This window comes from Synechococcus sp. GEYO (assembly GCF_900473955.1).
Taxonomy (GTDB): domain Bacteria; phylum Cyanobacteriota; class Cyanobacteriia; order PCC-6307; family Cyanobiaceae; genus Synechococcus_C.
The window spans coordinates 14985-38924 of record NZ_UCNL01000005.1 but is presented as its reverse complement, the minus strand read 5'-3'; the positions used below and the strand labels follow the sequence as shown (position 1 = coordinate 38924).

General features: G+C 58.1%; 24 protein-coding genes. 18 read left to right on the top strand and 6 right to left on the bottom strand.

All coding sequences use genetic code 11. From position 1 onward, the window contains the following. Positions 1–62 precede the first annotated feature (62 nt). The 6 genes from DXY37_RS03715 (at position 63) to DXY37_RS03690 (ending at position 5433) form a co-directional block, all read left to right on the top strand. Positions 63–533 (top strand): hypothetical protein, encoded by a 471-nt coding sequence (locus DXY37_RS03715; RefSeq protein ID WP_115125432.1) that lies wholly within the window; start codon positions 63–65, stop codon positions 531–533. A 7-nt stretch (positions 534–540) separates the two neighbouring features. Next, positions 541–987 carry a SufE family protein gene (locus DXY37_RS03710; protein WP_115125431.1) on the top strand — a complete coding sequence of 149 codons (447 nt, stop codon included), beginning with the start codon at positions 541–543 and terminating at the stop codon, positions 985–987. A 64-nt stretch (positions 988–1051) separates the two neighbouring features. Further along, on the top strand, positions 1052–2368 hold the full coding sequence (locus DXY37_RS03705; protein WP_115125430.1) for a homoserine dehydrogenase: 1317 nt from the start codon (positions 1052–1054) through the stop codon (positions 2366–2368). Positions 2369–2499: 131 nt separating this feature from the next. After that, the gene (locus tag DXY37_RS03700; protein WP_115125429.1) at positions 2500–2742 is read left to right on the top strand and encodes a hypothetical protein; all 243 of its coding nucleotides are present in this window, start codon (positions 2500–2502) and stop codon (positions 2740–2742) included. A 16-nt stretch (positions 2743–2758) separates the two neighbouring features. Further along, positions 2759–4414, top strand: a complete 1656-nt coding sequence (locus tag DXY37_RS03695) for an ABC transporter substrate-binding protein (protein WP_115125428.1) — start codon at positions 2759–2761, stop codon at positions 4412–4414. After that, positions 4414–5433 carry an ABC transporter permease gene (locus DXY37_RS03690; protein ID WP_115125427.1) on the top strand — a complete coding sequence of 340 codons (1020 nt, stop codon included), beginning with the start codon at positions 4414–4416 and terminating at the stop codon, positions 5431–5433. Before DXY37_RS03695 ends, DXY37_RS03690 begins: the two co-directional genes overlap by 1 nt. Positions 5434–5464: 31 nt before the next feature. On the opposite strand, the gene DXY37_RS03685 is transcribed toward DXY37_RS03690, so the two are convergent. Beyond that, positions 5465–7015 carry an alpha/beta hydrolase gene (locus DXY37_RS03685; protein ID WP_115125483.1) on the bottom strand — a complete coding sequence of 517 codons (1551 nt, stop codon included), beginning with the start codon at positions 7013–7015 and terminating at the stop codon, positions 5465–5467. A gap of 155 nt (positions 7016–7170) precedes the next feature. Between DXY37_RS03685 and DXY37_RS03680 the strand changes: the two genes are divergently transcribed. After that, positions 7171–8373 (top strand): MFS transporter, encoded by a 1203-nt coding sequence (locus DXY37_RS03680; protein ID WP_115125426.1) that lies wholly within the window; start codon positions 7171–7173, stop codon positions 8371–8373. Then, a complete protein-coding gene (locus DXY37_RS03675; protein ID WP_170951772.1) occupies positions 8339–9016 on the top strand; it encodes a Coq4 family protein in 678 nt (225 codons plus the stop codon). The genes DXY37_RS03680 and DXY37_RS03675 overlap by 35 nt, the downstream gene beginning before the upstream one ends. Here DXY37_RS03675 and DXY37_RS03670 read toward each other — a convergent pair. Further along, positions 9013–9312, bottom strand: coding sequence for a glutathione synthetase (locus DXY37_RS03670; RefSeq protein WP_371637826.1), 300 nt, complete (start codon positions 9310–9312; stop codon positions 9013–9015). The genes DXY37_RS03675 and DXY37_RS03670 overlap by 4 nt on opposite strands. A 26-nt stretch (positions 9313–9338) precedes the next feature. On the opposite strand from DXY37_RS03670, the gene DXY37_RS03665 reads away from it, so the two are divergent. The 3 genes from DXY37_RS03665 to DXY37_RS03655 all read left to right on the top strand — a co-directional run bounded on the left by DXY37_RS03665 (position 9339) and on the right by DXY37_RS03655 (position 11092). After that, positions 9339–9737 carry a hypothetical protein gene (locus DXY37_RS03665; protein ID WP_244276829.1) on the top strand — a complete coding sequence of 133 codons (399 nt, stop codon included), beginning with the start codon at positions 9339–9341 and terminating at the stop codon, positions 9735–9737. Positions 9738–9863: 126 nt separating this feature from the next. Next, a complete protein-coding gene (locus tag DXY37_RS03660; protein ID WP_115125425.1) occupies positions 9864–10433 on the top strand; it encodes a peroxiredoxin in 570 nt (189 codons plus the stop codon). Between the two features lie 158 nt (positions 10434–10591). Then, on the top strand, positions 10592–11092 hold the full coding sequence (locus tag DXY37_RS03655) for a hypothetical protein (protein ID WP_115125424.1): 501 nt from the start codon (positions 10592–10594) through the stop codon (positions 11090–11092). A gap of 53 nt (positions 11093–11145) precedes the next feature. Here DXY37_RS03655 and ychF read toward each other — a convergent pair whose 3' ends face one another. Beyond that, positions 11146–12237, bottom strand: a complete 1092-nt coding sequence (ychF, locus tag DXY37_RS03650) for a redox-regulated ATPase YchF (protein WP_115125423.1) — start codon at positions 12235–12237, stop codon at positions 11146–11148. A 99-nt stretch (positions 12238–12336) separates the two neighbouring features. Between ychF and DXY37_RS03645 the strand changes: the two genes are divergently transcribed. The 4 genes from DXY37_RS03645 to cysS all read left to right on the top strand — a co-directional run bounded on the left by DXY37_RS03645 (position 12337) and on the right by cysS (position 19021). Then, complete coding sequence (locus DXY37_RS03645; RefSeq protein WP_115125480.1) at positions 12337–13512, top strand: efflux RND transporter periplasmic adaptor subunit; 1176 nt, start codon at positions 12337–12339, stop codon at positions 13510–13512. Positions 13513–13536: 24 nt separating this feature from the next. Then, positions 13537–16551, top strand: a complete 3015-nt coding sequence (polA, locus tag DXY37_RS03640; protein ID WP_115125422.1) for a DNA polymerase I — start codon at positions 13537–13539, stop codon at positions 16549–16551. Between the two features lie 371 nt (positions 16552–16922). Then, positions 16923–17309: a hypothetical protein gene (locus DXY37_RS03635; RefSeq protein ID WP_115125421.1), complete on the top strand. Its 387-nt coding sequence runs from the start codon at positions 16923–16925 to the stop codon at positions 17307–17309. A gap of 215 nt (positions 17310–17524) precedes the next feature. Continuing rightward, on the top strand, positions 17525–19021 hold the full coding sequence (cysS, locus tag DXY37_RS03630) for a cysteine--tRNA ligase (protein ID WP_115125479.1): 1497 nt from the start codon (positions 17525–17527) through the stop codon (positions 19019–19021). Here the strand turns inward: cysS and DXY37_RS03625 are convergent, their stop codons facing one another. After that, positions 19022–19261 (bottom strand): hypothetical protein, encoded by a 240-nt coding sequence (locus DXY37_RS03625; RefSeq protein ID WP_115125420.1) that lies wholly within the window; start codon positions 19259–19261, stop codon positions 19022–19024. A gap of 83 nt (positions 19262–19344) precedes the next feature. Here DXY37_RS03625 and DXY37_RS03620 point away from each other — a divergent pair, with 83 nt between their 5' ends. After that, positions 19345–19758 (top strand): DUF2721 domain-containing protein, encoded by a 414-nt coding sequence (locus tag DXY37_RS03620; RefSeq protein WP_115125419.1) that lies wholly within the window; start codon positions 19345–19347, stop codon positions 19756–19758. 14 nt (positions 19759–19772) lie between these two features. On the opposite strand, the gene DXY37_RS03615 is transcribed toward DXY37_RS03620, so the two are convergent. Further along, entirely contained in the window at positions 19773–21119 is a 1347-nt protein-coding gene (locus DXY37_RS03615) for a sodium-dependent transporter (RefSeq protein ID WP_115125418.1), read from the bottom strand. 81 nt (positions 21120–21200) lie between these two features. Between DXY37_RS03615 and DXY37_RS03610 the strand changes: the two genes are divergently transcribed. Both DXY37_RS03610 and DXY37_RS03605 read left to right on the top strand, forming a co-directional pair. Continuing rightward, the gene (locus DXY37_RS03610; RefSeq protein WP_115125478.1) at positions 21201–22454 is read left to right on the top strand and encodes a 1-deoxy-D-xylulose-5-phosphate reductoisomerase; all 1254 of its coding nucleotides are present in this window, start codon (positions 21201–21203) and stop codon (positions 22452–22454) included. After that, positions 22451–22792, top strand: a complete 342-nt coding sequence (locus DXY37_RS03605; RefSeq protein ID WP_115125417.1) for a ferredoxin — start codon at positions 22451–22453, stop codon at positions 22790–22792. The genes DXY37_RS03610 and DXY37_RS03605 overlap by 4 nt, the downstream gene beginning before the upstream one ends. On the opposite strand, the gene DXY37_RS03600 is transcribed toward DXY37_RS03605, so the two are convergent. Beyond that, positions 22770–23927: a YheT family hydrolase gene (locus DXY37_RS03600; protein ID WP_115125416.1), complete on the bottom strand. Its 1158-nt coding sequence runs from the start codon at positions 23925–23927 to the stop codon at positions 22770–22772. The two genes, DXY37_RS03605 and DXY37_RS03600, sit on opposite strands and share 23 nt — an antisense overlap. Between the last annotated feature and the right edge of the window lie 13 nt (positions 23928–23940).

Sequence of the window (23940 nt, the reverse complement as noted above, 5' to 3'; positions counted from 1 at the left end):
AATCAGGACTGGTTGAGTGCCGCAATCTCCCGCACGATGGGTTCCTCAATCACAGGTGCGCCATGGCCATTCCATCCCGTTTTGCACTGATGGCCACCACAGCACTGGGACTGGGACTGGCTCTCACCCAGCCCCTGCAGGCTGAAGCCCATGGAGTGGAAAGCAGTCTCCGCTATCTCGACGGACAACTCGAACTCACCAGCAGCTTCTCGACCGGAGAACCCGTGGAAGGGGCAGTGGTGAGGATCCTGAAGGCCGATGGAACAGCTGGTGAGGAACTCGGACGCATTGATGCGAGAGGCAGTCTGCAAATGACGCTTCCAGACCTAGGAGATGGCCTCGTAGACCTGCAGGTGGATGGAGGACCTGGCCACCGTGACTACCTCACCCTTCCTCTTCAACAGGGACGGGTCAACCTGAATGAGGTCGTGACGAACCCTGGTCATCACAGAGGTCTGGACTGGGCCATGGCACCAGTCCTGGTCGGTGTGGTGGGCCTGATGGTTAGGGTGCGCAGCCACCGTCAACGCTGACCCTGCCATGGCTGAATCAGGCAGCTCCACCACTCGCTACGGCAGCCAGGCTCTAGATCAACTCACCGAGAGACTGAACAGCACATCAGATCCGCGCAAGCGCTACGAATATGTGCTCTGGCTTGCCAAAAAGCTGCCTTCCATGCCTTCCGAGCTGCAAACAGAAGAGCGCAAGGTCAAAGGGTGTGTATCCCAGGTGTTTATTGCATCGGAACTCGTGAATGGACGCCTGCAGTGGCAGGGAGATTCCGATGCCCTGATCACCAAGGGGCTGCTGGCCCTGCTGATCAAAGGACTCGGCGACCTCACCCCAGCACAGGTCATTGCAGTTGATCCGGGTTTTATCGCCGCTACAGGCCTTCAAGCAAGCCTCACACCATCACGCGCCAACGGCTTCCTCAACATCCTGCGGATGATGCAACAGCAGGCCAGTGCTCTGAACGAATCGGATTGAACAGAACCGGCGGACCGACCGCTGCCTAAAGTCGACCCCTCAGCGCAACTAATGGACCCGCTCCATGGCGACAAGGATCGGCATCGGCTTGCTTGGCCTCGGCACCGTCGGCGCAGGCGTGGCAAGCATCCTGAACAGTCCGGAAGGTCGTCATCCTCTGATCGCCGATCTTGAGCTGGCGAGGGTGGCGGTACGTGATCTACAGCGCAGTCGCCCCGTCGCGATCCCCACCGATCGCCTCACCACTGATCCCAATGAGGTGGTGGACGACCCAAACGTGCATGTGGTTGTCGAGGTCATCGGCGGCATTGAGCCGGCTCGCACCCTGATCATGCGAGCCATTTCGGCCGGAAAATCCGTGGTCACTGCCAACAAGGCTGTGATCGCTAGACACGGTGAGGAAATCGCAGCAGCAGCAGCAGCAGCGGGTGTCTACGTGTTGATCGAAGCGGCCGTTGGCGGCGGCATTCCGATCATCGAACCGCTTAAGCAGTCGCTCGGTAGCAATCGCATCGAGCGGGTGAGCGGCATCATCAACGGCACCACCAACTACATCCTCAGTCGGATGGCCGATGAAGGGGCTGATTATCACGCCGTTCTCAAGGAGGCCCAGAAACTGGGCTATGCGGAAGCGGATCCAGCCGCTGATGTCGACGGACATGACGCCGCAGACAAGATTGCGATCCTTGCCGGCCTGGCTTTTGGCGGGCCGATCGAACGCAGCGCCGTTCCGACAACGGGCATCAGCAATCTGCAGGGGCGGGACGTGGACTACGCCACGCAACTGGGATACGGCGTGAAACTGCTTGCTGTTGCCGAACGTCTGGAAAGCGATGGGGATCCCATGGGATCCCTGCCTTTGGGCGTTCGTGTCCAGCCCACGCTGGTACCCAAGGATCACCCCCTTGCCGGCGTGAGTGGCGTCAACAACGCCATCCTTGTGGAAGGCGACCCAATCGGCCGGGTGATGTTTTATGGACCCGGTGCTGGGTCTGGACCAACAGCCTCCGCAGTGGTTGCCGACATTCTCAACATCGCCGGCATCCGACAGCTCAACAACAGTGATGGTGGCCTTGATCCCCTGCTCGCCGCCAGCAGCTGGCGCTCCTGCCACCTGGTGGATTCCAGCCGGGTCCGACAGCGCAACTACGTGCGTTTCAACACGGAAGATGCCCCCGGCGTGATCGGCAAGATTGGCAGCTGCTTTGGAGAACAGGGCGTGTCGATCCAATCCATCGTCCAATTCGACGCCTGCGACGAGGGAGCTGAAATCGTTGTGATCACTCACGAAGTGGGCAACGGAGCGATGCAAAACGCCCTGCAGGCCATTGCTTCTCTACCTGGAGTCCGCTCTCTGGCGGCCCATTTCGGCTGCTTCTGAGTACATCTGGAGGCCATTCGCAGATCAGCAGGTCTGTGCATCCCCTGGCGAACGCACCCCCGGATGAGGCAGAGTTGTAAGAACCATCACAGCTTCGGTTCGCATTCGCGGATTCATGCTGCAAAACGTTCATGCCGAACGATCTCTCTGTTCTTCAGGGGCAACGCTGCAATCAGTCGGAATCCCGATCCGCCATGAGGCTCCATCAGGGGGACTGCATCACATTGCGGAGTGATGCCGGTCTGTTTCAGGTCATCGGCATTGATGGCGACCACGACCGCTGCTGGGTCCGACAGTGGCCACTGAAGCCGCAGGGCTCCCCGGTCTTCGAGGTCCCTCTCGACCAGATCACCTCGCCCTCTGGTTCCGATTAGGACGTGGGGCCCTTGAATGGCTGCGTCTGAGCTCAGTGGCGTGATCGATCAACCCAGACAGTCACGCCTGGCCTCGCTGAAACGACGCTGCAAACAGCTGCAGCCACTCAGCACAGCCTTGTCACTCAGCACAGCTCTTGCTGTCTGCATCAGTCAGAGCGCCTGTCAGCCAGGTAGACGCAGTGATCGAATCACAGTGGCCAGTGCAGGCCGCATCACTTCTCTTGACCCTGCTCAGGCCAGCACTTTCGGAGCTCTGCAACTGCTCAGCGCTCTCGGAGACACGCTCTACAAGAGAACAGCTGATGGAGAACTGACCCCGTCTCTGGCGTCAGCGCTGCCGGAGATCAGCGATGAGGGCCGCACCGTGACGATCCCCCTGCGTGAGGACGTGCTCTTCCATGACGGCACTCGCTTTGATGCGGAAGCGATGGCCTTCAGCCTGCGTCGTTTTCTGGAGATCGGCACTCTCAGCTACGTGGTCGGCGATCGCATCACCGCAGTTGAAGCCCCCCAGACCTATCAATTACGACTGCGTTTGAGCCGCCCCTCCAGCTCGCTTGAGAATCTCCTCACCGCCACCAACCTGACCCCTGTATCCCCCAGGGCTTATCAGGATTATCAGGATCGTTTTCTCAACGACCGCTTCATCGGAACGGGCGCTTACAAACTGACCAACTTCCGAGCTGTGCAGCAACGCTTGGAGCCCTTTAAGCGGTACTGGGGAGCCTCGCCCAGCAACGCAGGGCTGGATCTGATTTACCTCAGCAATTCCACCGCTCTGTTCGGCGCGATGCGAAGCGGCGAAGTGGATGTTCTGCTCTCTGACTCCATCGACGAGGATCAGCGCCTGGCTCTGAATCGCATGGCCGCTGAGGGGCATTTGCGCGAAGGGCAGGGTCCTGCACTGGTGATCGGTTACATCACGCTGCTCAGCAACACACCACCCCTTCAGAATCCAGTCCTGCGACAGGCCCTGGCACTGAGCCTCGATCGAGACCTGATCAACAAGAGAGTCAGCCACGGATTGCGGCCTCCGCTTTTTTCGTTGGTTCCGCCGGGACTGCCGGGAGGAAATCTCAAGCCCTGGCCAAGGCACGATGCCGCCCGGGCAAGAAACCTGTTCATTCAGGCGGGGTACTGCAATGGGAAGGTCTTCCATCTGCCATTCACCTACCGGTCGAATGTGCCCGCAGACCGTCTGATGGCACTTACCTGGCAAGCCCAAATCCAACGCGACCTGGCTGATTGTCTGTCGCTCAAACTCGACGGCGTGGAATCAACGACTGTGTATCGACAGCTGGGCGAGGGGGCTTTCCAGGCCGTGATGCTCGACTGGCGAGGCGCCTATCCCGACCCAGAGGCCTACCTGGCACCTCTGCTCAGCTGTAAGGAATCGCAGGGATCCATTTGCAAGCGAGGGGAAGCCGCCATCAGCGGAAGTTTCTGGACAGCGCCAGGCCTGGAAACAACATTGCAGCAGTCGGACCGCAGCCGCGGTGATGCACGACAGCGTGATCTGGAGAGCGTGGAGCAGATGGCCGCTGAAGGCGCCGCCTACATTCCGGTCTGGCTCGTCACGCCCAGGGCCTGGAGCAGTACCGACCTGGCCACTCCTGAGTTCGATGGCAATGGTCAGGTGGTGCTGGCCAGATTGCAGGAGCAGCGCTGATGGGACGCAGTCGAGAGCTGCTTCGCTACATGGGGACGCGGCTGGCCCTAGCTCCTGTGATGCTCTGGCTGATCGCGACCCTGGTGTTTCTGTTGCTGCGGGTTGCTCCGGGCGACCCAGTGGATGCCGTGCTCGGCAGCCGCGCTCCGGAAGCAGCCAAAGCCGCACTCAGGGCGCGTTTGGGGTTGGATCAATCACTGGGGCAGCAATACGTGGATTTTCTCGGCGGGCTGCTCCATGGTGACCTCGGCCAGGCGCTGATCAATCAGGAGCCGGTCAGTCAAATCATCCGTGAGGCGCTTCCGGCAAGCCTGGAATTGAGCGTGACCGCTCTGCTGCTGGCAGCGGTGAGCGGACTGGCGGTTGGTTTCACAGCGATTGCCCGATCCGAGGGGAAGATTGATCTGGCAGGACGCTTTTACGGCATCGGCACCTACGCCTTACCTCCCTTTTGGGTGGCCATGCTGGCCCAGCTTCTGTTTGCCGTCACCCTGGGCTGGCTGCCTGTTGGAGGTCGTTTCCCCCCAGGCATGATTGCGCCTGATGGCAGCGGTTTTCTAATTGCCGACAGTGTGATCAGCGGTAACTGGGCTGCACTGCAGGGTGCTCTGCGCCACTTGGTGCTGCCGGCATGCACACTCGGATTGCTCTTGAGCGGGGTCTTCACCAATGCCCTGCGCCTGAATCTGAATCGCAGTCTTCGCTCGGATTATGTGGAGGCAGCCCGAAGCAGGGGACTGAGCGAAACCCAAGTGATTCTTCGGCATGCACTGCCTAATGCACTTCTGCCAGTGCTGACGATTGCCGGAATCACCGTCGCCTCGTTGATTGGCGGTGCATTGCTGATTGAGGTGACCTTTTCCTGGCCTGGCATTGCACTACGCCTGCAGGAAAGCATCAACCAGCGCGACTACCCAGTGGTGCAGGGCATTGTGGTGGTGATCGCCGCTTTGGTGGTGCTCGTCAGCGTGGCTGTGGATCTTCTCGTCGCCGTTCTGGATCCAAGAGTCCGGTACTGAACTGCAGCGTTGAGGCCATCTCCAGGGAGCTTCAATCCAGGAAACGCTTTGCACCGCTCTGATTCAGACGGTGCACATGCAGATCCCCCACCTGCAGGTGTTCAACACCGCCCTGCACGGTCCAGGACACACGACCAAGCTCTAGATCAAGAAGAAAGCGCACGATTTCTTTCTCCAGCTGAGCCTGAACCCGCAGCGGCTGAACCCCAACCAGCTCTTCGCCGAGTTGGAACACATCCTCACCCTGACCACCACCGCTTTGGCCCTCCACGCGCACAGGGGAGAAGTGGCTGGCCCCTTCAACCAACACAGCACGGGTTGCAGGATTGGCGGGCAATGACCTGAGAAGGCCCAACTGCTCACTCAGCGGAGGGGTAATCAAATCAAGAGTTCCTCCGCTCAGAAAGACAGCAACTTCCCCCGGCAGGGGAATCTTTTGAGGCCAGAGCAGGCTGCCGAAACTGTTCAGACCAACCAGAGCGGCCAGCTGCTTGGGCGGACGCACGGCGGGCAGAGGCACCTCCTCGATCTGACACTGAAGAAGTCGCGACAGGTTGCTAATTGGAAGGTCATCCAGATCCTGGCCGCAACGTCGAGCAAGGCCCGGCTCAGGCCCAGCACCTGCTGCGAGCAGAGCCGTGAGTGCTCCAAGAGAGTGTCCACCCAGCACCAATCGGGTGCCAGGAAGCTTGAAAAAGCCTCTCTGGTGTGCAGCCAGAACCGCATCCAGATCTCTCAGGCGATCGGGCAACACCTCAGCACCTGGCGGCGGAAGCCGCCCCTCCAAAAGGGCCTGCACGGCAAGCGCATCACTGCCTGGATGTTCAAGCACAAGAACCGGCCATCCCTGCCGACTGAGGGCCCGTCCCAGCCAGCGGAAATGATCCGGGCTACCCCCCAGGCCTGGCATCAGCACGAGCCAATGACTGCGCTCGCGACCGTCTGCAGTCAGCGGGCGCCAGAGCTGAATCTGCAGCGGCTGAGCCCGATGCTCCACCGACAAGGTCAATCGCTGAAGCGTGCGATCAGAAGCACTCTCAGACTGATCAGCGGGATCCGTCCTCTGAGTAATCGACGACACCGGGAGTTGGTTGAGGGTTTTGACCAGAGCCTGCTGCCGTTGCAACTGACGCCGCCAGCTGCTGGCAACTGGGAGCAGGGCATCGAGATCGAGGCGGACACGCTTCGCTGGCAGTGCCTCAAGCAGATCGAGAGTCGTGACCTGTGCGCGCTTGTCGAGAAGTGACTCGAGTGTCACCTGAACGGTTTGGCCTGTTGCATCGTCGTCAACCATCACCAGATCACTGACCTGATCAAGCAAACGCCGGCCTGCCCAGCTGTTAAGAATCTGCCGGGTCATGCTGCGGTCGTTGATCAGCGGAGCCTTGAGCAGATCAATCACTCCCTGACGACTTTTTTCCTCAAGCAAATTCAGCCACACACTCAGCTCCGAGGAGCCACGTTCTTCACCACGCAGCCATCCCCCCAGATCGTTGATCGATAAGGGCAGATCCATCCCATCCAGACGAACGACCAACTCGGAGGCTGTACGAGCAGGTCGCGGTGACAGGGCACCGAGCATCAGACTGCACACGAGTCCTACGGCAAACCGTTGTCCTGTTGAGCGTCTTCGCAAGGCCTAAGCCAGTTCATTGGTGGAACCAGTTTCCCGCACCTTTGCAGGAAGTGGCTTCAATCAGGCTCCTGGCTTCGCTGGGAGCAGGCGGCGTCATATACATGACGCCCATCGTGTTCCACCAGGCCAGCTTCACAGCGACTCAGGTTGGTCAGGGCCTGGCGGCTGCCGCCCTGATCGGAACGGCTGCCCGTCTGCTGAGTGGTGTCTTGCTGGATCGGGGCCTGTGCTGCTCCTGGCCGGTGCGTGCTGCGGCAGTGCTGGCCTTCATCGCCGATTTCATCCTGCTGCAAGCGCAAGGTTTTGGTGGTTACCTCACTGGACAACTGCTGATCGGTTTAGCCGCAGGGCTTTATTTCCCGGCGATTGAGCTTGCAGTGCCGCTCAGCTGTGCCGGCTTCAAGTCCAGCCGGGGTTATGCACTGGCTCGCAGCGCTGATGCAATGGGTGTTGCCTTGGGCGCACTGATCGGCGCGGTTGTCACAGCTCTCGGACTGATCCGTGCGGTTTATCTGGTGGAAGCGACGGCCGTTGTGGTGATGCTGCTGGTGCTGAACTGGCGACCTCTGCCAGATGGGCGCGCCGCCCTATTGCATCTCGACGACGTCGATCAAGAACACTCCACGGCCAAGACCCCTTCGGCCGATGGATGGCGCTGGTTGACACCTCTACTGCCGGTGCTGGCCATCAGCATCGTTGCCACAGGAATGATTGCGCTGAGGCAAAGCGCCCTGCCTCTGGATCTGGTGCGTGGAGGTCTTTCGCGGCCAGCAGTAAGCGAAGCAGGCAGCGGTGCACTGATCGCGCTACAACTCGCTCTATTGGTTGTTCTGCAGTGGCCTGTGGGCAACTGGGTGGCCAAGCGCAGCCTCCGCTTTGGGCTGGGAATGGGACTGATTGGCTTTGTGATCGGCTGCCTGCTCTTAGCGAGCTCAGCACTCTGGAGCGGCGGAATGATCCTGATTTCGCTGGCCATGCTGCCTTTGGCCTTTGGAGAAGCAGCGTTCCTTCCCAGTGCCGCCGAAGCCATGGTGGAAGAGACCCCTTTGAAACACCGGGGCCTATCCATGGCGCTGTTCTCCCAATGTTTCGCCATCAGTGCCACCGGTGCACCCTTGCTGGCCGGAACCTTGCTTGACCAGCAGGGTCATGGTGTGCAGCTCTGGTTACTGATGGCTGTGATCTGCCTGGCTGTAATGCCGCTGCTCAAAACCGTGCGACCTCGCTATACAGCAGGTCTGGATGGAACCCCCCTGGAGAACGACGAGGATGTCCCGAGCCCGCGAATTGCTTCGCTCCGTTAAAAATCTTTCAGTTCTGCGAGAACTGGCCAAAACCAATGGTGGGCTCAACAGCGTCGGTGACCTAGTTGACAACTTTATCGACAGCGAAGCAATGGCGGTCTGCCTCCAACGCTTCAAGGCTCTGCCCGGTGGCAAAGAGATGGTGGAGCAGCGCTATCCGCCCTTCCAGCCTGATATCCCTGCTTTGGAAAAGCTGCCGGAGGGAACACTGGGTCGGGCTTACGCGGGAATGATCCGCCGACTGAACTACGACGCTGATTTTTTCCGACCAAGAGACACCAGCACTGAAGCGCTCTGGCTGACCCAGCGAATCGCCTCAACCCACGATCTGCATCACGTGATCGGTGGATTCAACACAGAAACGGCTGGTGAGTCGGGAGTGCTGTCAATCACGGCAACCCAGATCGGGTTTCCTGCCTATGTGTTGTTGAACACGCTGGCTGGGTTCCGCGCATTTCGCTTCCAACCGGATGAGTTTGAAAAGATCAGCCGAGCGATCGCCGTGGGCACTCGCATTGGTCTGGAGGCGACGCCTCTTGTGCTGCAGCGCTGGGAGGAAGGATGGGAAAAACCACTTCATCTCTGGCGCGAAGAGCTGGGAGTGAAACCTGCTGTAGGAGAACAGTTTGGGGCTGAGTACTAGCGCTCACCTTCGTTGAGGTGGTGGCGAATTTTCTTCTGCAGCACGAACGATGCGGGGATCAAGGTGAGTCCATTGGCAAGGATCACAGGCCCATTCCCACTGAGCAGACCGAACGCTGCCCAGATGGCAACGCCGGCGGTGAACAGGCCATACATCGACAGGGAAATGGAGCGCGTGTCATCGGTGCGCAACGTCTTGATGGCCTGCGGGAAAAGCTCAAGGTGGTCAGCGCTGCGGCCACATAACCGATTGCATCCACATCCATCGTGAACATCACTGGAGCGGAAGCACTCCATAAACTGCCGCCAGTCTTGCTGCAGTCATGGCAATCGGTGTCAACGCCAGCGCTTGGTTCCTGCAGGGCTATTCACGTAGCTGGCAACTGGGCTGGCGCTCAGCCTTGATGCTCAGCGCACTTCTGGGAGCGCTGCAGCCACCGGTTCAGGCCAACGAAACAGAAACTCGTCATGCCATGGCAGCAATGGCTGCTTTTGCAGAATGCAAAATCATGCACGCCGGCTACAGCCGAGACAGAGCCCAGAACATCCTGAACACCTGGATCAAAAACAAAGGGTTGGAGCAACAGGCTGAATGGCTGCAGTCGCCTCAAGCCATTCGCGTTGTCGCTCTGACCAGTGAAGCGATGAACAAAAGCTGCAATGACTTTGATCAGAACAGTCCACAGTTCATTCCCGCCATGGAGGCGATCGACGCCATCTAAGACCTGCTGACAACACTGCAGACGACCAAGCCTTCAGCCTTGACGACCTAAGAACAAATACTCATCCCAGGGCAAATGGGAGTGGTTAAACCGTGAAGGAAGTTGCCAAACCGACTGCGCCCAAACATGTCTAACCCCACCCACGTTCCTGACGCCACATTTCAAACACGGGTCAGAGACGAATCCATCGCAGGAGACAATCCATTCCGGTGGCAGGAGCTGACCAGTAAAGACATTTTTGGGGGCAAAAAAGTTGTCCTTTTTGCACTTCCTGGAGCCTTCACGCCAACTTGCTCATCCAACCATCTTCCCCGCTACGACGAACTCTTTGACGAATTCAAAAGCCACGGCGTTGATCAAATCATCTGCCTTTCGGTGAACGATGCATTTGTGATGTTCCAATGGAGCAAGCACCTTGGGACCAAGAACATTTTCATGCTTCCTGATGGCAACGGTGAGTTCACCAGAAAGATGGGAATGCTCGTCGAGAAGTCAAATCTTGGCTTTGGAATGCGTTCCTGGCGTTATTCGATGCTCGTAAACAATATGGTCATTGAAAAAATTTTTGTCGAGCCTAATTTCGCAGACAACTGCCCTACAGACCCTTTCCAATCATCTGACGCAGACACAATGATCGCCCATCTGAAAGGAGGCACATCATCAGGAATTGCCAAGCCACATGCATTTGTCGGATAACTGAAGCGCTCCTTCCTCTCATCCGGAGCCACATTCAAAACAAAGGCCTATTGATCAAAGACAGGCCTTTATTGCTGCAGGCTGATAATCAGCACTCATAATGAACAACCAACTCCAAGTCCATGACGGGTGGACATCCGAAGAGGGCGAGACATGACATGAAGAGAGGCGACATCGGCAGCCAGATTCTGATCCCCTGCTTTTTCTGGGCTGCTGTACCGGCAACAGCCATTCCCTTACCGCTGGTCTGCGAGTTGACCAGCGAAGAGAGTTCTGCGGTGAAGATTCGACTCACTGAACGAACAACAGGATCGCTTAGAGGTGAGTTGATTCAGAACGACAAAAAACTCGGTGTTTTTCAATCGGGGAAACCAAAGCGAGGCAAAGACCCCTGGTGGTCTTTTCAAACAGAAAAGCACAGCTCCAAAGGCATTTCAGTTTTCTTCCAGGACACAGAACTCTGGAACCCCTATCGACGTTCGCCACGACCGCAGGACAGCAACCGAGTGCTCTTTGCTGGACTAGGGCCTGCACTGTGGAATTGGAGAGCTGCTCAAAAACGACCTGTTTTCAGGGATAACAGCGATTTATTGAAGGCCGCTGGAGGGCTCTGGTCAATTTCCAACCAGTGCGTTGGCGGAAGAATCGTTGATGGATGATCCCGCTCATGAAGACCAGCTTGAAAAATCGCCTCATCGGCTGATCGGCTTCTTTAAACGTTAAACAAAAACTCCATCACATCACCTTCCTCAACTTCATACTCTTTACCCTCACTGCGTAGCCAACCTTTGTTGCGGGCTTCCACAAGCGATCCTGCCTCCAGCAATTTCTCGCAACCGATGGTCTGAGCACGAATAAATCCTCGCTCAAAATCGGTATGGATCACTCCTGCCGCCTGGGGCGCAGTCATCCCAGCCTTGAATGTCCAGGCACGTGTTTCCTTTTCACCGGTCGTGAAATAGGTACGCAATCCCAATAAACGGTAAGTGGCCCGAATCAGACTTTTCAGGCCACCTTCACTGACTCCAAGTCCATCGAGATAATCCTTTCGTTCGTCTTCGCCAAGCTCAACCAGTTCCGCTTCAACCTGAGCAGAGATGCGCACGGTTTCAGCACCCTCCTTCGCTGAAAGAGCCACCACCTCCTCGCAGAAACCATTGCCTGCAGCAAGATCGTCCTCGCTCACATTGGTGGCGTAAATGATTGGCTTGGCCGTTAGAAGTCCCAGTGGTTTGATAATCAGCGCTTCTTCATCGCTGAGCTCAACGCTGCGCGCAGCACCACCTTCCTCGAGCACAGCCTGAATCCGCTCGAGCGCCGCATCCTCTGTCTGCGCCTCCTTGCTTGTTCGCATCTGCTTCTTCAGGCGCTCGCGACGTTTTTCAATCTGCGCCAGATCGGAAAGTCCGAGTTCAAGATTGATCACCTCGGCATCGCGAACCGGTCCAACAGAACCGGACACATGTATGACGTCGTCATCCTCGAAGCAACGAACGACATGAACAATGGCGTCCACTTCACGAATATTGGCCAGGAACTTGTTGCCGAGTCCTTCACCCTGACTCGCTCCCTTGACCAGGCCGGCGATGTCGACAAACTCCATTCGAGTGGGAATGGTGTCGGCACTTTTGCTCAGATCAGTCAGCTGCTCCAAGCGCGCATCCGGAACGGACACGGTGCCGACATTCGGTTCGATGGTGCAGAACGGGAAATTGGCTGCCTGGGCCTGGGCATTGGCCACAAGGGCATTAAAGAGAGTGGATTTACCCACATTGGGTAATCCAACGATTCCGGCTTTGAGCATGGCGGAAATATATCGGCAGGTGCGTCTTGGGAACCATCGTTCTGAACACGATTAGGCCATTCACGGGCGAGAATGGTTACGAAAGATGTTGAAGGGGCAATGGGCAGCCAAAAAAGCCAGTCCCCAACTGGGGCCACTCCCGAATCCCTGCGTGCATTGAGCCGTCTAAGTGGTCTGAAACGCAGGCGGCGTCGCTTGATCGGTGCTGGAGCAGCAGCTGTTCTGTTGACAGCAGGTGGTGTGATCTGGAGCCAAGGTCCCGGGTCCGATCGTTCGCGTCAGCTGAGTGAGTTCACCGTGGCGGCGGAGAGAGGATCTCTGCCTGGCGTGATTACGGCCAGTGGCGAGCTGGAAGCGATCCGAAGGGTGAACGTGAGCCCAAACAAGAGTGGGTTGGTGGAAGCGCTTTACGTTGATGAAGGCGATGTGGTGACCAAAGGTCAGGTCCTGGCCCGTATGGACGCCGGTGATCTCAAGGACCGAATGGATGAATTTGCCGCACTCGAACGGCAGGCCAAGGCGGACTATGAAGCCAAGCGGGCCGAATATTTACGCAACCGGCAGTTGGTGGATGTCGGAGCCATCAGCGCATCGGACCTGGATGGTTTCCGAGCGGCCTTCATCAGCAGCAAGGAAGCTCTGACCGCAGCTCGCGAGCGCATTGAACAACGCAACGTTGAAGGCAATGACCTGCTAATCCGCGCTCCTTTCAGCGGGCTCATTACCGAACGCTTCGCCGAACCTGGATCCTTTGTGACTCCAACCACAGCAGCTTCAACCAATGCCGGCGCTACCAGCTCATCACTTGTTGAGCTGTCTGAAGGCCTGGAAGCGGCCGCCAAGGTTCCTGAAAGCGATATCGGTCGCATTCGTATTGGCCAGGACGCCACTGTTCGCGTGGATGCATTCCCTGATCAGCTTTTTCCGGCAAGGGTGCGAGACATCGCACCGCGTGCACTCAAAACCGACAACGTGATCTCATTCGAGGTGGAGCTCACACTGATCGATCCTCCACCGACCCTTCGCATCGGCATGACCGCAGATGTGAACTTCCAGACCGGACGCACCGCCGCCAGCACACTGGTGCCAACCGTGGCAATCGTGACTGAGCAAGGTCAATCAGGCGTTCTGCTGATTGGCAACGACGATGAGCCCACATTCCAGCCTGTGCAACTCGGTGCCAGCAGCGGCGACAAGAGTGCCATTCTCTCCGGTGTGCAGCCCGGCACACGCGTGTTCATTGACCTGCCGCCCTGGGCGAAACAGCGCGACTGACCGACCCAGAACCTGCCCTCATCCATGCCACAAACCAAGGAGAAACCGCTGCTGCTGCTGGTGGATGGCCATTCCCTGGCCTTCCGCAGTTTTTATGCCTTCAGCAAAGGCGGCGAAGGTGGGTTGGCCACGAAGGACGGACGTCCAACCAGCGTGACCTATGGATTTCTCAAGGCCCTGCTGGATAACTGCAAGGGGCTGAAACCTCAGGGTGTGGCGATCGCCTTTGACACCGCCGAGCCCACCTTCCGCCACAAGGCTGATCCCAATTACAAGGCTCACCGGGATGTCGCTCCGGATGTGTTCTTTCAGGACCTTGACCAACTGCAGTTAATCCTGCGCAATCAGCTGCAGCTGCCCCTCTGTCTGGCGCCTGGCTTCGAAGCGGATGACGTGCTCGGAACCCTGGCCAACCGAGCGGCATCCTCGGGATGGAGGGTGAGAATTCTCAGCGGCGACCGCGACCTGTTTCAGCTGGTGGACGACCAGAGGGACATTGCCGTGATGTACATGGGTGGCGGCCCCTATGCCAAAAGCAGCGGACCCACCCTGATTGATGAGGCAGGTGTCCAATTCAAGCTCGGAGTAATGCCCGACAAGGTGGTGGACCTGAAGGCTCTGACTGGAGACAGCTCGGACAATATCCCTGGAGTGAAAGGAGTTGGCCCGAAAACCGCCATCAATCTGCTCAAAGAGAATGTGGACCTCGATGGCGTCTACAAGGTGCTTGCCGAAGTCGAGGCGGAAGGCCCCAAGGCCAGCAGAGGTGCTGTGAAAGGTGCTCTTAAGGGCAAGCTCAGCGCCGACCGGGACAACGCCTATCTCTCAAGACAACTGGCCGAAATCCTGGTCGACATCCCCCTGCCTGAGGAGCCCGTTCTCGAACTTGGGCCCGTGGACGGCGATGGACTGGAGGTTCAGCTCAAGGACCTGGAGCTCAACAGCCTGGTGCGACAAGTTCCTGGTTTCATCGCCACCTTCTCCACCGGTGGCCTAGCAGCGAACACCCACCTACTGGAGACCAAGACTTCCAAGGACTCCTCTCAAGCCGACAGGTCGAAGGATGCTGCAACTAAGAAGCAGGACGCCCCTGATGCTTTCAGCCAGGATTCCGCCGCCTCATCCCAACCGGATCTGAAGCCACAGCTGATCTGCAGCGACGCAGCACTCCATGACCTGATGCAACGGTTGCAGTCCTGCACCGATGCCACGGCTCCGGTTGCGCTCGACACGGAGACCACCGATCTCAATCCCTTCAAGGCGCAGCTGGTTGGCATCGGCGTGTGCTGGGGTCCAGGTGATGCCGATCTCGCTTACATCCCTGTGGGTCATCGTGCAGCGACGGAAGTAACGCTGGAACCAGACCGCCCACTGGTGCAGCTTCCAATCGAGACGGTGTTGGAACAGATGGCTCCCTGGCTGGCCAGCCCTGAGCACCCCAAGGCACTGCAGAACGCGAAATATGACCGCCTGATCCTGTTGCGACATGGCTTGCCGTTGGCGGGCGTGGCCATGGACACCCTGCTGGCCGATTACCTGAGAGATGCCGCGGCCAAGCACGGCCTTGATGCCATGGCAACACGGATGTATGGAATCACTCCCACCCTATTCAGTGATCTAGTGGGCAAGCCCAAGGACGGCAAGGCGAGTTGCTTCGCAGAAGTGGACCTTGACCAGGCCGCGCTGTACTGCGGCATGGACGTCCATCTCACTCGCCGACTGGCCATCGATCTACGCCAACAGCTGCAGGCAACAGGAGAAAGTCTCCCCAGCCTTCTGGACAACGTGGAACTGCCGCTGGAACCGGTTCTGGCCTTGATGGAAGCCACCGGCATCCGCATTGACGTGCCTTATCTCAGTGCACTGTCAACTGAAATGGGTGACATCTTGCAGAGGCTGGAGAAGGAGGCCAAAGAGGCAGCAGAAACCGACTTCAACCTCGCCTCGCCCAAGCAACTGGGCGAGCTGCTGTTCAACACCCTCGGCCTCGACCGCAAGAAATCCCGCAGAACCAAGACTGGTTACAGCACCGATGCCACTGTTCTGGAGAAACTGGAGGCTGATCACCCCGTTGTGCCGCTGGTTCTCGAACACCGCGTGCTGAGCAAGCTCAAGAGCACTTATGTGGATGCCCTGCCGCAACTGGTGGAAGCGGAAACCGGCAGAGTGCACACCGATTTCAATCAAGCGGTCACCGCCACCGGCCGGTTGAGCAGCAGTAATCCCAACCTCCAGAACATTCCCGTCCGCACGGACTACAGCCGCCGCATCCGCAAGGCCTTCCTGCCTCATGAGAACTGGACGCTACTCAGCGCCGATTATTCCCAGATTGAGTTAAGGATCCTCACCCACCTCTCCGGCGAAGACGTGCTGCAACAGGCCTACCGAGAAGGAGACGATGTGCATGCCCTGACAGCACGGCTGCTGCTCGACAAGGACGAGGTGAACAGCGACGAACGACGCCTGGGCAAAACGATCAACTTTGGCGTGATCTACGGAATGGGTGCCCAACGCTTCGCGCGAGAAACCGGCGTTAACCAGGCAGAAGCCAAGGATTTTCTGCTGCGTTACCGCGAGCGGTATCCCAAAGTCTTCGCCTTTCTGGAACTGCAGGAACGACTGGCCCTCAGTCGCGGTTATGTGGAAACGATAATGGGCAGGCGACGGCCTTTCCACTTCGATCGCAACGGACTGGGCCGCCTGCTGGGCAAGGAACCGATGGAGATCGATTTGGATGTCGCTCGTCGCGGCGGAATGGAGGCTCAGCAATTGCGAGCTGCGGCCAACGCGCCGATTCAGGGATCCAGCGCTGACATCATCAAACTGGCCATGATTCAGCTGCAGGCTGCAATCGAACAGCAGGCACTACCGGCACGACTACTGCTTCAGGTGCACGATGAACTGGTGCTTGAGGTGGATCCAGGTGCTCTGGAGTCGATTCAAAAGCTTGTCGTCAACACCATGGAAAATGCTGTGACACTGAGCGTACCCCTGGTAGCTGAAACCGGCCTCGGTGCCAACTGGATGGACGCGAAATGACCCTGCAGAGATCAGCCCGCAAGACTCAGGACATGATCAAACGCGACGCTTGATGATCGAATGCCCTTCGCGATAGCCAATCACAGTGACTGAGACGATGATTGTCAATAGAGCAATGACGCCCATCCAGTCTGGATGCATCATCCACCTGATCCCAGGAATCAACAAAGACACTCTATAAACAGCCGAGCGATCGGCATAAGAGCCTGGGTAAGATCTCTTTTTCAATCGACATAGCTTTGGGAAAACAATAAAGATGAAGGTTCAACAGGCTTCTTGGAGAACAAACAATGAACCAACAATTTGGAGTCATTCACCAAGACTCTTCACCGAGCAAGTAATGAGCCCATCTCACAAGCCATGAGAACGCCATGACCCGCAGAGCTTTTCATGGGCTGCACCTACAGCCCACTGGCGCACCATCTTGTTTTTCGTTCGTGACCTACACACCGCAGAGCAAAGAACAGATGGTGGCGTGCGGAGATCTAGGAGAAGAAGAGGAATACATCAACCCAGTCATCTGCGACTTTCTTCTATTTATTGCTGAATGGATCCTCAAAGTTCCACTCAACAACGACTTCCCTTTTAGCTATGACGACGTGACCGTGATCTGCTCAAGGCAGCGAGGAAATGGGAGCCAGCACGAATACCTGATGCAAATCAGCAAGCTCGAAGACAATTACCTCAAACGATCAGTTCTTGAAAGGCTACTGAAAATCGTGCATCGACAATCATGGAACGGTTTCAAGCCAACATAAGAATCAAAGGCAATCACAACCTTCACTAACAAGCCATGCAGCCCCTCAAGCTGCTATCAACAGCAGAGGGCAAGCTGCTGGCCAGCGAAATCGAGTGGAAGCGATCAGAGCCAGCGAAGACAACAGATCGGTAACAACTCGGAAGCAACCAGGCGATTCAAGGGCGTTCCAGGACTGAACGGGCCGTAACCTCCTTGGAGAGCCTGATCAGACCTTTGCCACTGCGCCTCACAAACAGCTTGAGCAATCGCACCGAAGACTTTGAACCGCTGGAGGCCGGCAAGGCAACGATCTATTGCTGTGGAGTTACGGTTTACGACCTCTGCCACCTTGGGCATGCGCGCAGTTACATCAACTGGGACGTGTTACGGCGCTATCTGATCTGGCGCGATTACGACGTCACCTTCGTTCAAAACTACACAGATATCGACGACAAAATATTAAACAAGGCCAACTCGGAAGGATCAACAATGGAGGAGGTCAGTGAAAAGAACATCAAAGCCTTTGAAATCGATATGGCTCGTCTATATATTCTGCCCGCAGACAAAATGCCACGTGCAACATGCTGCATCCCAGGCATTCAAACTCTGATTGGCGAACTGGAAACCAAGGGAGCCGCATATAGTTCGGATGGCGATGTGTATTTTGATATTTCCAAAGCAAAGAACTATGGCCAGCTGAGTGGTCGAGACCCGAATGAGCAGCAACAGGGAGCCAGTGGCCGCACCAAGGAAGGAGAGGAAGAACGCAAGCGACACCCATTTGACTTCGCGCTTTGGAAAAAAACCAAAGATGGAGAACCAGGCTGGGAATCACCCTGGGGGCGCGGACGGCCCGGTTGGCACATCGAATGTTCTGCCATGGTTCGCGAAGAATTCGGCACAACAATTGACATTCATCTCGGTGGCGGAGATCTTGTCTTCCCGCACCATGAAAATGAAATTGCGCAGTCAGAAACAGCCAATGAAGCTCAGTTAGCCCGCGTTTGGATGCACAACGGCATGGTGAATGTCGGCGGCACAAAAATGTCGAAGTCGCTGGGCAACTTCACCACAATCCGCGCACTACTCGACAGCGGCATTTCAGCGATGACCCTGCGGTTGTTTGTGCTCCAGGCGCACTATCGCAAGCCACTCGATTTCACAGCAGACGCTCTTGAGGCGGCAAGCACCGGATGGAAAGGACTCAATGCTGCTCTCAGCCTTGGCAGTCAATGTTCAGAACAGCTGGGCTGGCCTGGAGCAGAAGCTTTGCCATCCGGTGCCATGCAGGCACAGAACTTGTCTGTGGATGAGGTTTTACAGGATGCTCGCGACCGCTTTACCGAGGCCATGGATCAGGACCTGAACAGCTCTGGAGGCCTTGCAGTGCTGTTTGAACTGGCCAAACCACTGAGGTCGCTGGCCAACCGACTGGAACGGGGAGAACAGATTGAAAACCAGGTTCCACTGAATGCCCTGCATCAACGCTGGCTGTTGCTGCGTGAGCTCGCCGCAGTGCTCGGACTCCGTTATGAGCCTCAGCAAGCCATGGAATCCTCCAACGCAGCGTCGGAAGACAGCAGAGCAATTGACGCCGCGATTTCTGCGCGCAAGGCCGCCAAGCAGGCCAAGGATTTTGCCGAAGCCGACCGAATCCGAGAAGAACTATCGAATCAGGGGATCGAACTAATTGACAAACCCGGCGGCGTTACCGAATGGCGCCGCTGTTGATCAAGGCTTTTTCGAAGTCATCATCGCCTCGATCTTGCGGATCCGCGCCAAGGTGGTGGTCCAGACCTCAAGCCTGAATCGCTGCTCGGCGAGGTTGGGTTCTGAGGGATCGGCGGCATCGATCCAGCTCCGGAGTTGCTCCAACTTGGCCTCAGGGTCCTGCTTGGCCTCGAAGGCATCCCAGAGCTCCCGTTCAAGCCTGGCCCTCTCAATGAAATTCCAGCGCTTGAGCCAGAGCATCGTGTTGGCGTGCATCAAGGCACCTGTCTACCGGATTTCCGTTGCACGAGGCCTAGGGTTCGCCCAGGACCGGCGTGATGCCCATGGAACCCGAGAGCCTGTCCAAAGCCATTCAGCTTTCAGTCGCTCCTGTGTTTCTGCTGGCAGGCATCGGAGCATTGATGAACGTGATCTCCGGTCGCCTCGCCAGAATTGTCGACAACGCACGCAAGACCAAGGCGGCTCTTGATGCGGGCGAAACAGTCGATGAACGGGAGCAGGTGGTCTACCGCAGGCGCATGCAGCTCACGATCCGCGCCATCGAGCTGCTCACCGCCGCAACCCTGCTGATCTCGACCGTGGTCGCTGTGATGTTCTTCAGCGTGATCAGCCGCATCAACCTCACGCTTGTGGTGGTTCCTCTGTTCATCACAGCGATGCTGCTGGTAATGCTGGCTTCGATCTGTTTTCTGCGAGAGGTGCGGATGGCCTCAGCCCACATCAATCGGCTGTTCTGAACATCGGCTGAAGTTCAGCCTTGCCCGGTCCAGTTACGGATCAGATCCACCACGCTGATCAACAAGCCTGCAGCAATAACCACCGGTGAGACCCAGCGCAGGAAGAACAGGATCAGACCACTGGTGGATGGTTGAGTGACGGTGCTGTCCTTGAGGTCAGCCAGGAAGGTCCGGGGCACAACCCATCCCATCAGCACGGCAATCAACAGTCCGCCAGCAATCAACAGCACGCCGCCGAACAGAGCATCCATCGCCCCAAGCACCTGCAGATTCATGGCCGCGGGGAGACCAATCACAAAAATCACCGCCGCGCTGATCCAGGTCGCCTTGGTGCGGCTCCAGTTCCAGCGATCCATCAGCGATGCCACCGGGACCTCCAGCAGCGACACCGACGACGTAATTGCAGCGAGATAGGCCAGGAAGAAAAAGGCCACAGCCACAATTCGTCCGGTCGTGCCGATGGAGGCCAGTCCTGTTGGCAGCGCGAGAAAGATCGTGCCGATCGTGGACTCACTCACGGCATCCCCCAGCCCAAAGCTGATCACTACGGGGAAGGTGAGCATGCCCGCCAGCAGACCCACCGCGGTGTCCAGCCCCACAACTGCGACCGCTTCTTGAGGAACGGGAGCCTTGCGGTTGAGATAAGCCGAATACGCCATGATCGAACCGATGCCGGTGCCGATCGAGAAGAAGGCCTGGCTGAACGCATTACGGATGGTGGTGATATTCATCAATTCCCTGCCGTCCCAGCGCAGCAGAAAGGTCTTGTAACCATCGATCGCTCCAGGCAGCGTGCTTGCCCAGATCGCCAGGGCCACCAACAGCAGGAAAAGAAGCGGTAGCGCCCAGCGCGACAGCCGTTCAATTCCGGCCTGCACTCCTGCAGACACCACCAGAGCGGTCAGCAGCAGGCTGATGGCCTGCCCTGCTAACGCGCTGTTACCTCCACTGATGCCGTCGAAAAACAGCTGGGCATCCTCCATGGTTTGAGGAAGACCCACATTGAGGGCATGGATCAGGGTCTGAGCGGTCCAGCCCATCAGCACGGCATAGAAGGCCAGGATTCCGCAGGCGGCGACCACAAACAACCAACCCATCGGGTTCCAGTCGCGGCCAGCCGCCTGGGCCGGAGCCAGCAGGGGGCTGCGACCGGTGTTGCGACCCAGCACCATCTCAGCCACCAGCACCGGCAGACAGATGACCGCAACGATCAGCACGTAAAGGAAAACGAAACTGCCTCCTCCGCCCTGGGAGGCCCTGTAGGCGAATCCCCAGAGATTGCCCAGACCCACTGCACTGCCAGCTGCCGCCAGGACAAATCCCAACCCCGATCCCCAGTGCTCCTTCTGCGCTGCCGCCATGACGTGAAGACTGTGCGTTGGCCGAAGTTTGCCAGGGACTGGAATTGAAGTGGGAAGATGGCTGCAACCGCCAGGATCCGCGTGAAAGCCATCAGCGTGCTGGGCTCCACCGGCTCAATCGGCACTCAGACTCTCGAAATCGTTCAGGAGTTCCCTGAACAGTTCCGGGTGGTGGCTCTAACAGCTGGTCGCAACCTGCCCCTGCTCGTGGAGCAGATCCAACGACACAGCCCCGAGGTGGTAGCCCTCGCTGATGAATCTCTTCTTAAGGAACTGGAGGAACGGCTTGCCTCGCTGCCAGCGGATCAAAAGCCTCAACGGCAACCGGAACTGGTGGGAGGTCCCGGCGGACTGAACGTTGCGGCCTCCTGGGACACTGCAGACCTCGTGGTGACCGGCATTGTTGGCTGTGCAGGCCTGCTGCCAACCCTGGCGGCCATCCAGGCCGGCAAGGATCTTGCGCTGGCCAACAAGGAAACCTTGATTGCAGCGGGTCCGGTTGTGCTGCCGGAACTCAAGAAAAGCGGCAGCCGCCTTCTACCGGCTGATTCCGAGCACTCCGCCATCTTCCAGTGCCTGCAGGGCACACCCTGGGCTGACAATGCCCGACTCTCCACGGGTGTTCCCACTCCAGGCCTGCGCCGGATCCAGCTCACGGCTTCAGGTGGTGCTTTCCGTGATTGGGCAACCGCCGATCTGGAGAAAGCCACCGTGGCCGATGCCACCTCCCATCCCAACTGGAGCATGGGCCGAAAGATCACCGTGGACTCAGCATCGCTAATGAACAAAGGGCTGGAGGTGATCGAAGCCCACTATCTGTTTGGCCTCGACTACGACCACATCGAAATCATCATTCACCCGCAGAGCATCATTCACTCGATGATCGAGCTGGCTGACTCCTCGATCCTGGCGCAGCTGGGGTGGCCAGACATGAAGCTGCCAATCCTTTACTGCATGAGTTGGCCCTCGCGCCTCGAAACACCCTGGCGTCGCCTGAATCTCACCGAGGTCGGGCAACTCACCTTCAACAAACCCGATCCCGCCAAATACCCCTGCATGCAACTGGCCTACGCCGCTGGCAGGGCCGGTGGCACCATGCCGGCTGTGCTTAATGCCGCCAATGAAGAGGCGGTGGCCCAGTTCCTGGAGGAGCGGATTCATTTCCTCGACATTCCCGACCTGATCGAAACAGCCTGCGAGCGCCACAAATCCGACCGGGTTGACCAGCCGCAATTGGATGACGTGCTGGCCGTCGATCAGTGGGCCCGCACCGCCGTGCGCGAACAGGTTGACCGGGGCACACGACGCCTTCCGCTCACTGCCATGGCGGCGTGATCAGTCATCACCTGCTGCTCTGTGCAACGGCCACCAAAGCGAAATGCTGTGATCCTGCCCTTGGCGCAGCCAGCTGGGAGGCTCTGAAGCTTGGAGTGAGGGAGCTGGCACTGGAGCGTCCGGACCGGCCAGGCGGGGTGGTCCTGCGCAGCAAAGCTGACTGCCTGCGGGTTTGTGATCAGGGCCCGGTGTTGCTGATCTGGCCTGATGGCATCTGGTACGGAGGAGTCACGCCGGAACGGATTCGACGCATCCTCGAAGAGCATGTGATCGGTGGACGTCCCTGCGAAGACTGGGTGATCCGCCGCAGCCCTTTCAGCGTGACCTTTCAGAGCTGAGTTGGCTCAACCAGGCAGAAGCCACACGATCAGACCAGCATCCGCTCTCCAGGCTGTCGCCGGAAGCATGGAAACCATTGTGACCGCCTCTCTCCGTGAGAAGAACCGACACAGGGTCAGGCTGAGCAGCCGGCTGCGACGTGAGGGCTGAGAGCAAACGCTTGGCTCCAGCCGCTGGCACCCAGGGATCGTCGAGAGCCTGAAGCAGCAGGGTGGGCGGCAACGAGCGCCGATCATCAAGCAGAAATGGCAAAGGAGATGCCCTGGAGTAATAGGAATCGACAGAATCGAACCCCCAGCGAGGAGCGGTGACCGCTGCATCAAAAGCACGGATCGAGCGCGGAGGGGTTTGGGTCAGCGATTCATTCTCCTGCGGGCTCACACCGAAGGGGTCGGCCAGTGTTTGTCGGACCAGGCGTTGCAGCAACCATCGCTGATACACCCGGTTGCGCGGTCGTTCGATCGAGGCGCTGCAAGCTGCCAGATCCAGGGGGCTGCTGGCGCAAAACAACCCATCGAGCACCAACTGATCGGGGGGAAGTCCGGCCGTGGCCCTTTCCTGCGTGCTGGACAGACAACCGTTCAAAAGCATCGTGCCACCAAGAGAGACCCCAGCACCGAAGAGGGGCAAAGCGGATCTGGATGGGGCTAGCTGCCGACAAAGCTCACGGGCACGCACGATCACTGGCAGCAGATCGCTGTTACAGGCGGCGGCGTAGGTGCCGCCGGCCAGATCTCTGCCGGGGTCCGCTCCCCGCAGATTGAGCCTCAACACCGCAAATCCCCGCCTCTGGAGAGTGAGGACTAGACGGCGGAGGCCCTCTCGACGGCTGGAACCACCGAGCCCATGCAGGGCCAGAACAAGCGCTTTTGAGGGTACGGGGTCACCTGCAGGCGTGGGCAGGGGACGATCCAGAAAAGCCAGCAACTCGCCAGCTGCTGCTGCACCACTGGCCAGAGCAGGCACAGCAATCCGAATCGGCTCTCCCTGATCCTCGGGCAAAGGAACCGCCCGAATAGTGTCCCGCAGAGTTTGCAAGTCGCCGCCGATCCAAGGCCAGCGTTGTTGATACGTGACAACCCCCAGTTGCCTGAGCAACTGGGGGTTGTGCTGAAGGCGGGAATGGGAACCCATCAAAGGCCGATCA

Excerpts from the sequence above, each read along its gene's own strand:
- DXY37_RS03665 (WP_244276829.1), top strand. The coding sequence starts at position 9,339 with ATGGCAATCGGTGTCAACGCCAGCGCTTGGTTCCTGCAGGGCTATTCA.
- DXY37_RS03615 (WP_115125418.1), bottom strand. The coding sequence starts at position 21,119 with ATGGCGGCAGCGCAGAAGGAGCACTGGGGATCGGGGTTGGGATTTGTC.
- DXY37_RS03680 (WP_115125426.1), top strand. The coding sequence starts at position 7,171 with ATGACGCCCATCGTGTTCCACCAGGCCAGCTTCACAGCGACTCAGGTT.
- DXY37_RS03625 (WP_115125420.1), bottom strand. The coding sequence starts at position 19,261 with ATGCTCTGGCTCAAGCGCTGGAATTTCATTGAGAGGGCCAGGCTTGAA.
- DXY37_RS03670 (WP_371637826.1), bottom strand. The coding sequence starts at position 9,312 with ATGGAGTGCTTCCGCTCCAGTGATGTTCACGATGGATGTGGATGCAAT.
- DXY37_RS03715 (WP_115125432.1), top strand. The coding sequence starts at position 63 with ATGGCCATTCCATCCCGTTTTGCACTGATGGCCACCACAGCACTGGGA.
- polA (WP_115125422.1), top strand. The coding sequence starts at position 13,537 with ATGCCACAAACCAAGGAGAAACCGCTGCTGCTGCTGGTGGATGGCCAT.
- DXY37_RS03660 (WP_115125425.1), top strand. The coding sequence starts at position 9,864 with ATGTCTAACCCCACCCACGTTCCTGACGCCACATTTCAAACACGGGTC.
- DXY37_RS03655 (WP_115125424.1), top strand. The coding sequence starts at position 10,592 with ATGAAGAGAGGCGACATCGGCAGCCAGATTCTGATCCCCTGCTTTTTC.
- DXY37_RS03700 (WP_115125429.1), top strand. The coding sequence starts at position 2,500 with ATGCCGAACGATCTCTCTGTTCTTCAGGGGCAACGCTGCAATCAGTCG.
- DXY37_RS03695 (WP_115125428.1), top strand. The coding sequence starts at position 2,759 with ATGGCTGCGTCTGAGCTCAGTGGCGTGATCGATCAACCCAGACAGTCA.
- DXY37_RS03675 (WP_170951772.1), top strand. The coding sequence starts at position 8,339 with ATGTCCCGAGCCCGCGAATTGCTTCGCTCCGTTAAAAATCTTTCAGTT.
- DXY37_RS03710 (WP_115125431.1), top strand. The coding sequence starts at position 541 with ATGGCTGAATCAGGCAGCTCCACCACTCGCTACGGCAGCCAGGCTCTA.
- DXY37_RS03600 (WP_115125416.1), bottom strand. The coding sequence starts at position 23,927 with ATGGGTTCCCATTCCCGCCTTCAGCACAACCCCCAGTTGCTCAGGCAA.
- DXY37_RS03620 (WP_115125419.1), top strand. The coding sequence starts at position 19,345 with ATGGAACCCGAGAGCCTGTCCAAAGCCATTCAGCTTTCAGTCGCTCCT.
- DXY37_RS03685 (WP_115125483.1), bottom strand. The coding sequence starts at position 7,015 with ATGCTCGGTGCCCTGTCACCGCGACCTGCTCGTACAGCCTCCGAGTTG.
- DXY37_RS03705 (WP_115125430.1), top strand. The coding sequence starts at position 1,052 with ATGGCGACAAGGATCGGCATCGGCTTGCTTGGCCTCGGCACCGTCGGC.
- DXY37_RS03690 (WP_115125427.1), top strand. The coding sequence starts at position 4,414 with ATGGGACGCAGTCGAGAGCTGCTTCGCTACATGGGGACGCGGCTGGCC.
- ychF (WP_115125423.1), bottom strand. The coding sequence starts at position 12,237 with ATGCTCAAAGCCGGAATCGTTGGATTACCCAATGTGGGTAAATCCACT.
- DXY37_RS03645 (WP_115125480.1), top strand. The coding sequence starts at position 12,337 with ATGGGCAGCCAAAAAAGCCAGTCCCCAACTGGGGCCACTCCCGAATCC.
- DXY37_RS03635 (WP_115125421.1), top strand. The coding sequence starts at position 16,923 with ATGACCCGCAGAGCTTTTCATGGGCTGCACCTACAGCCCACTGGCGCA.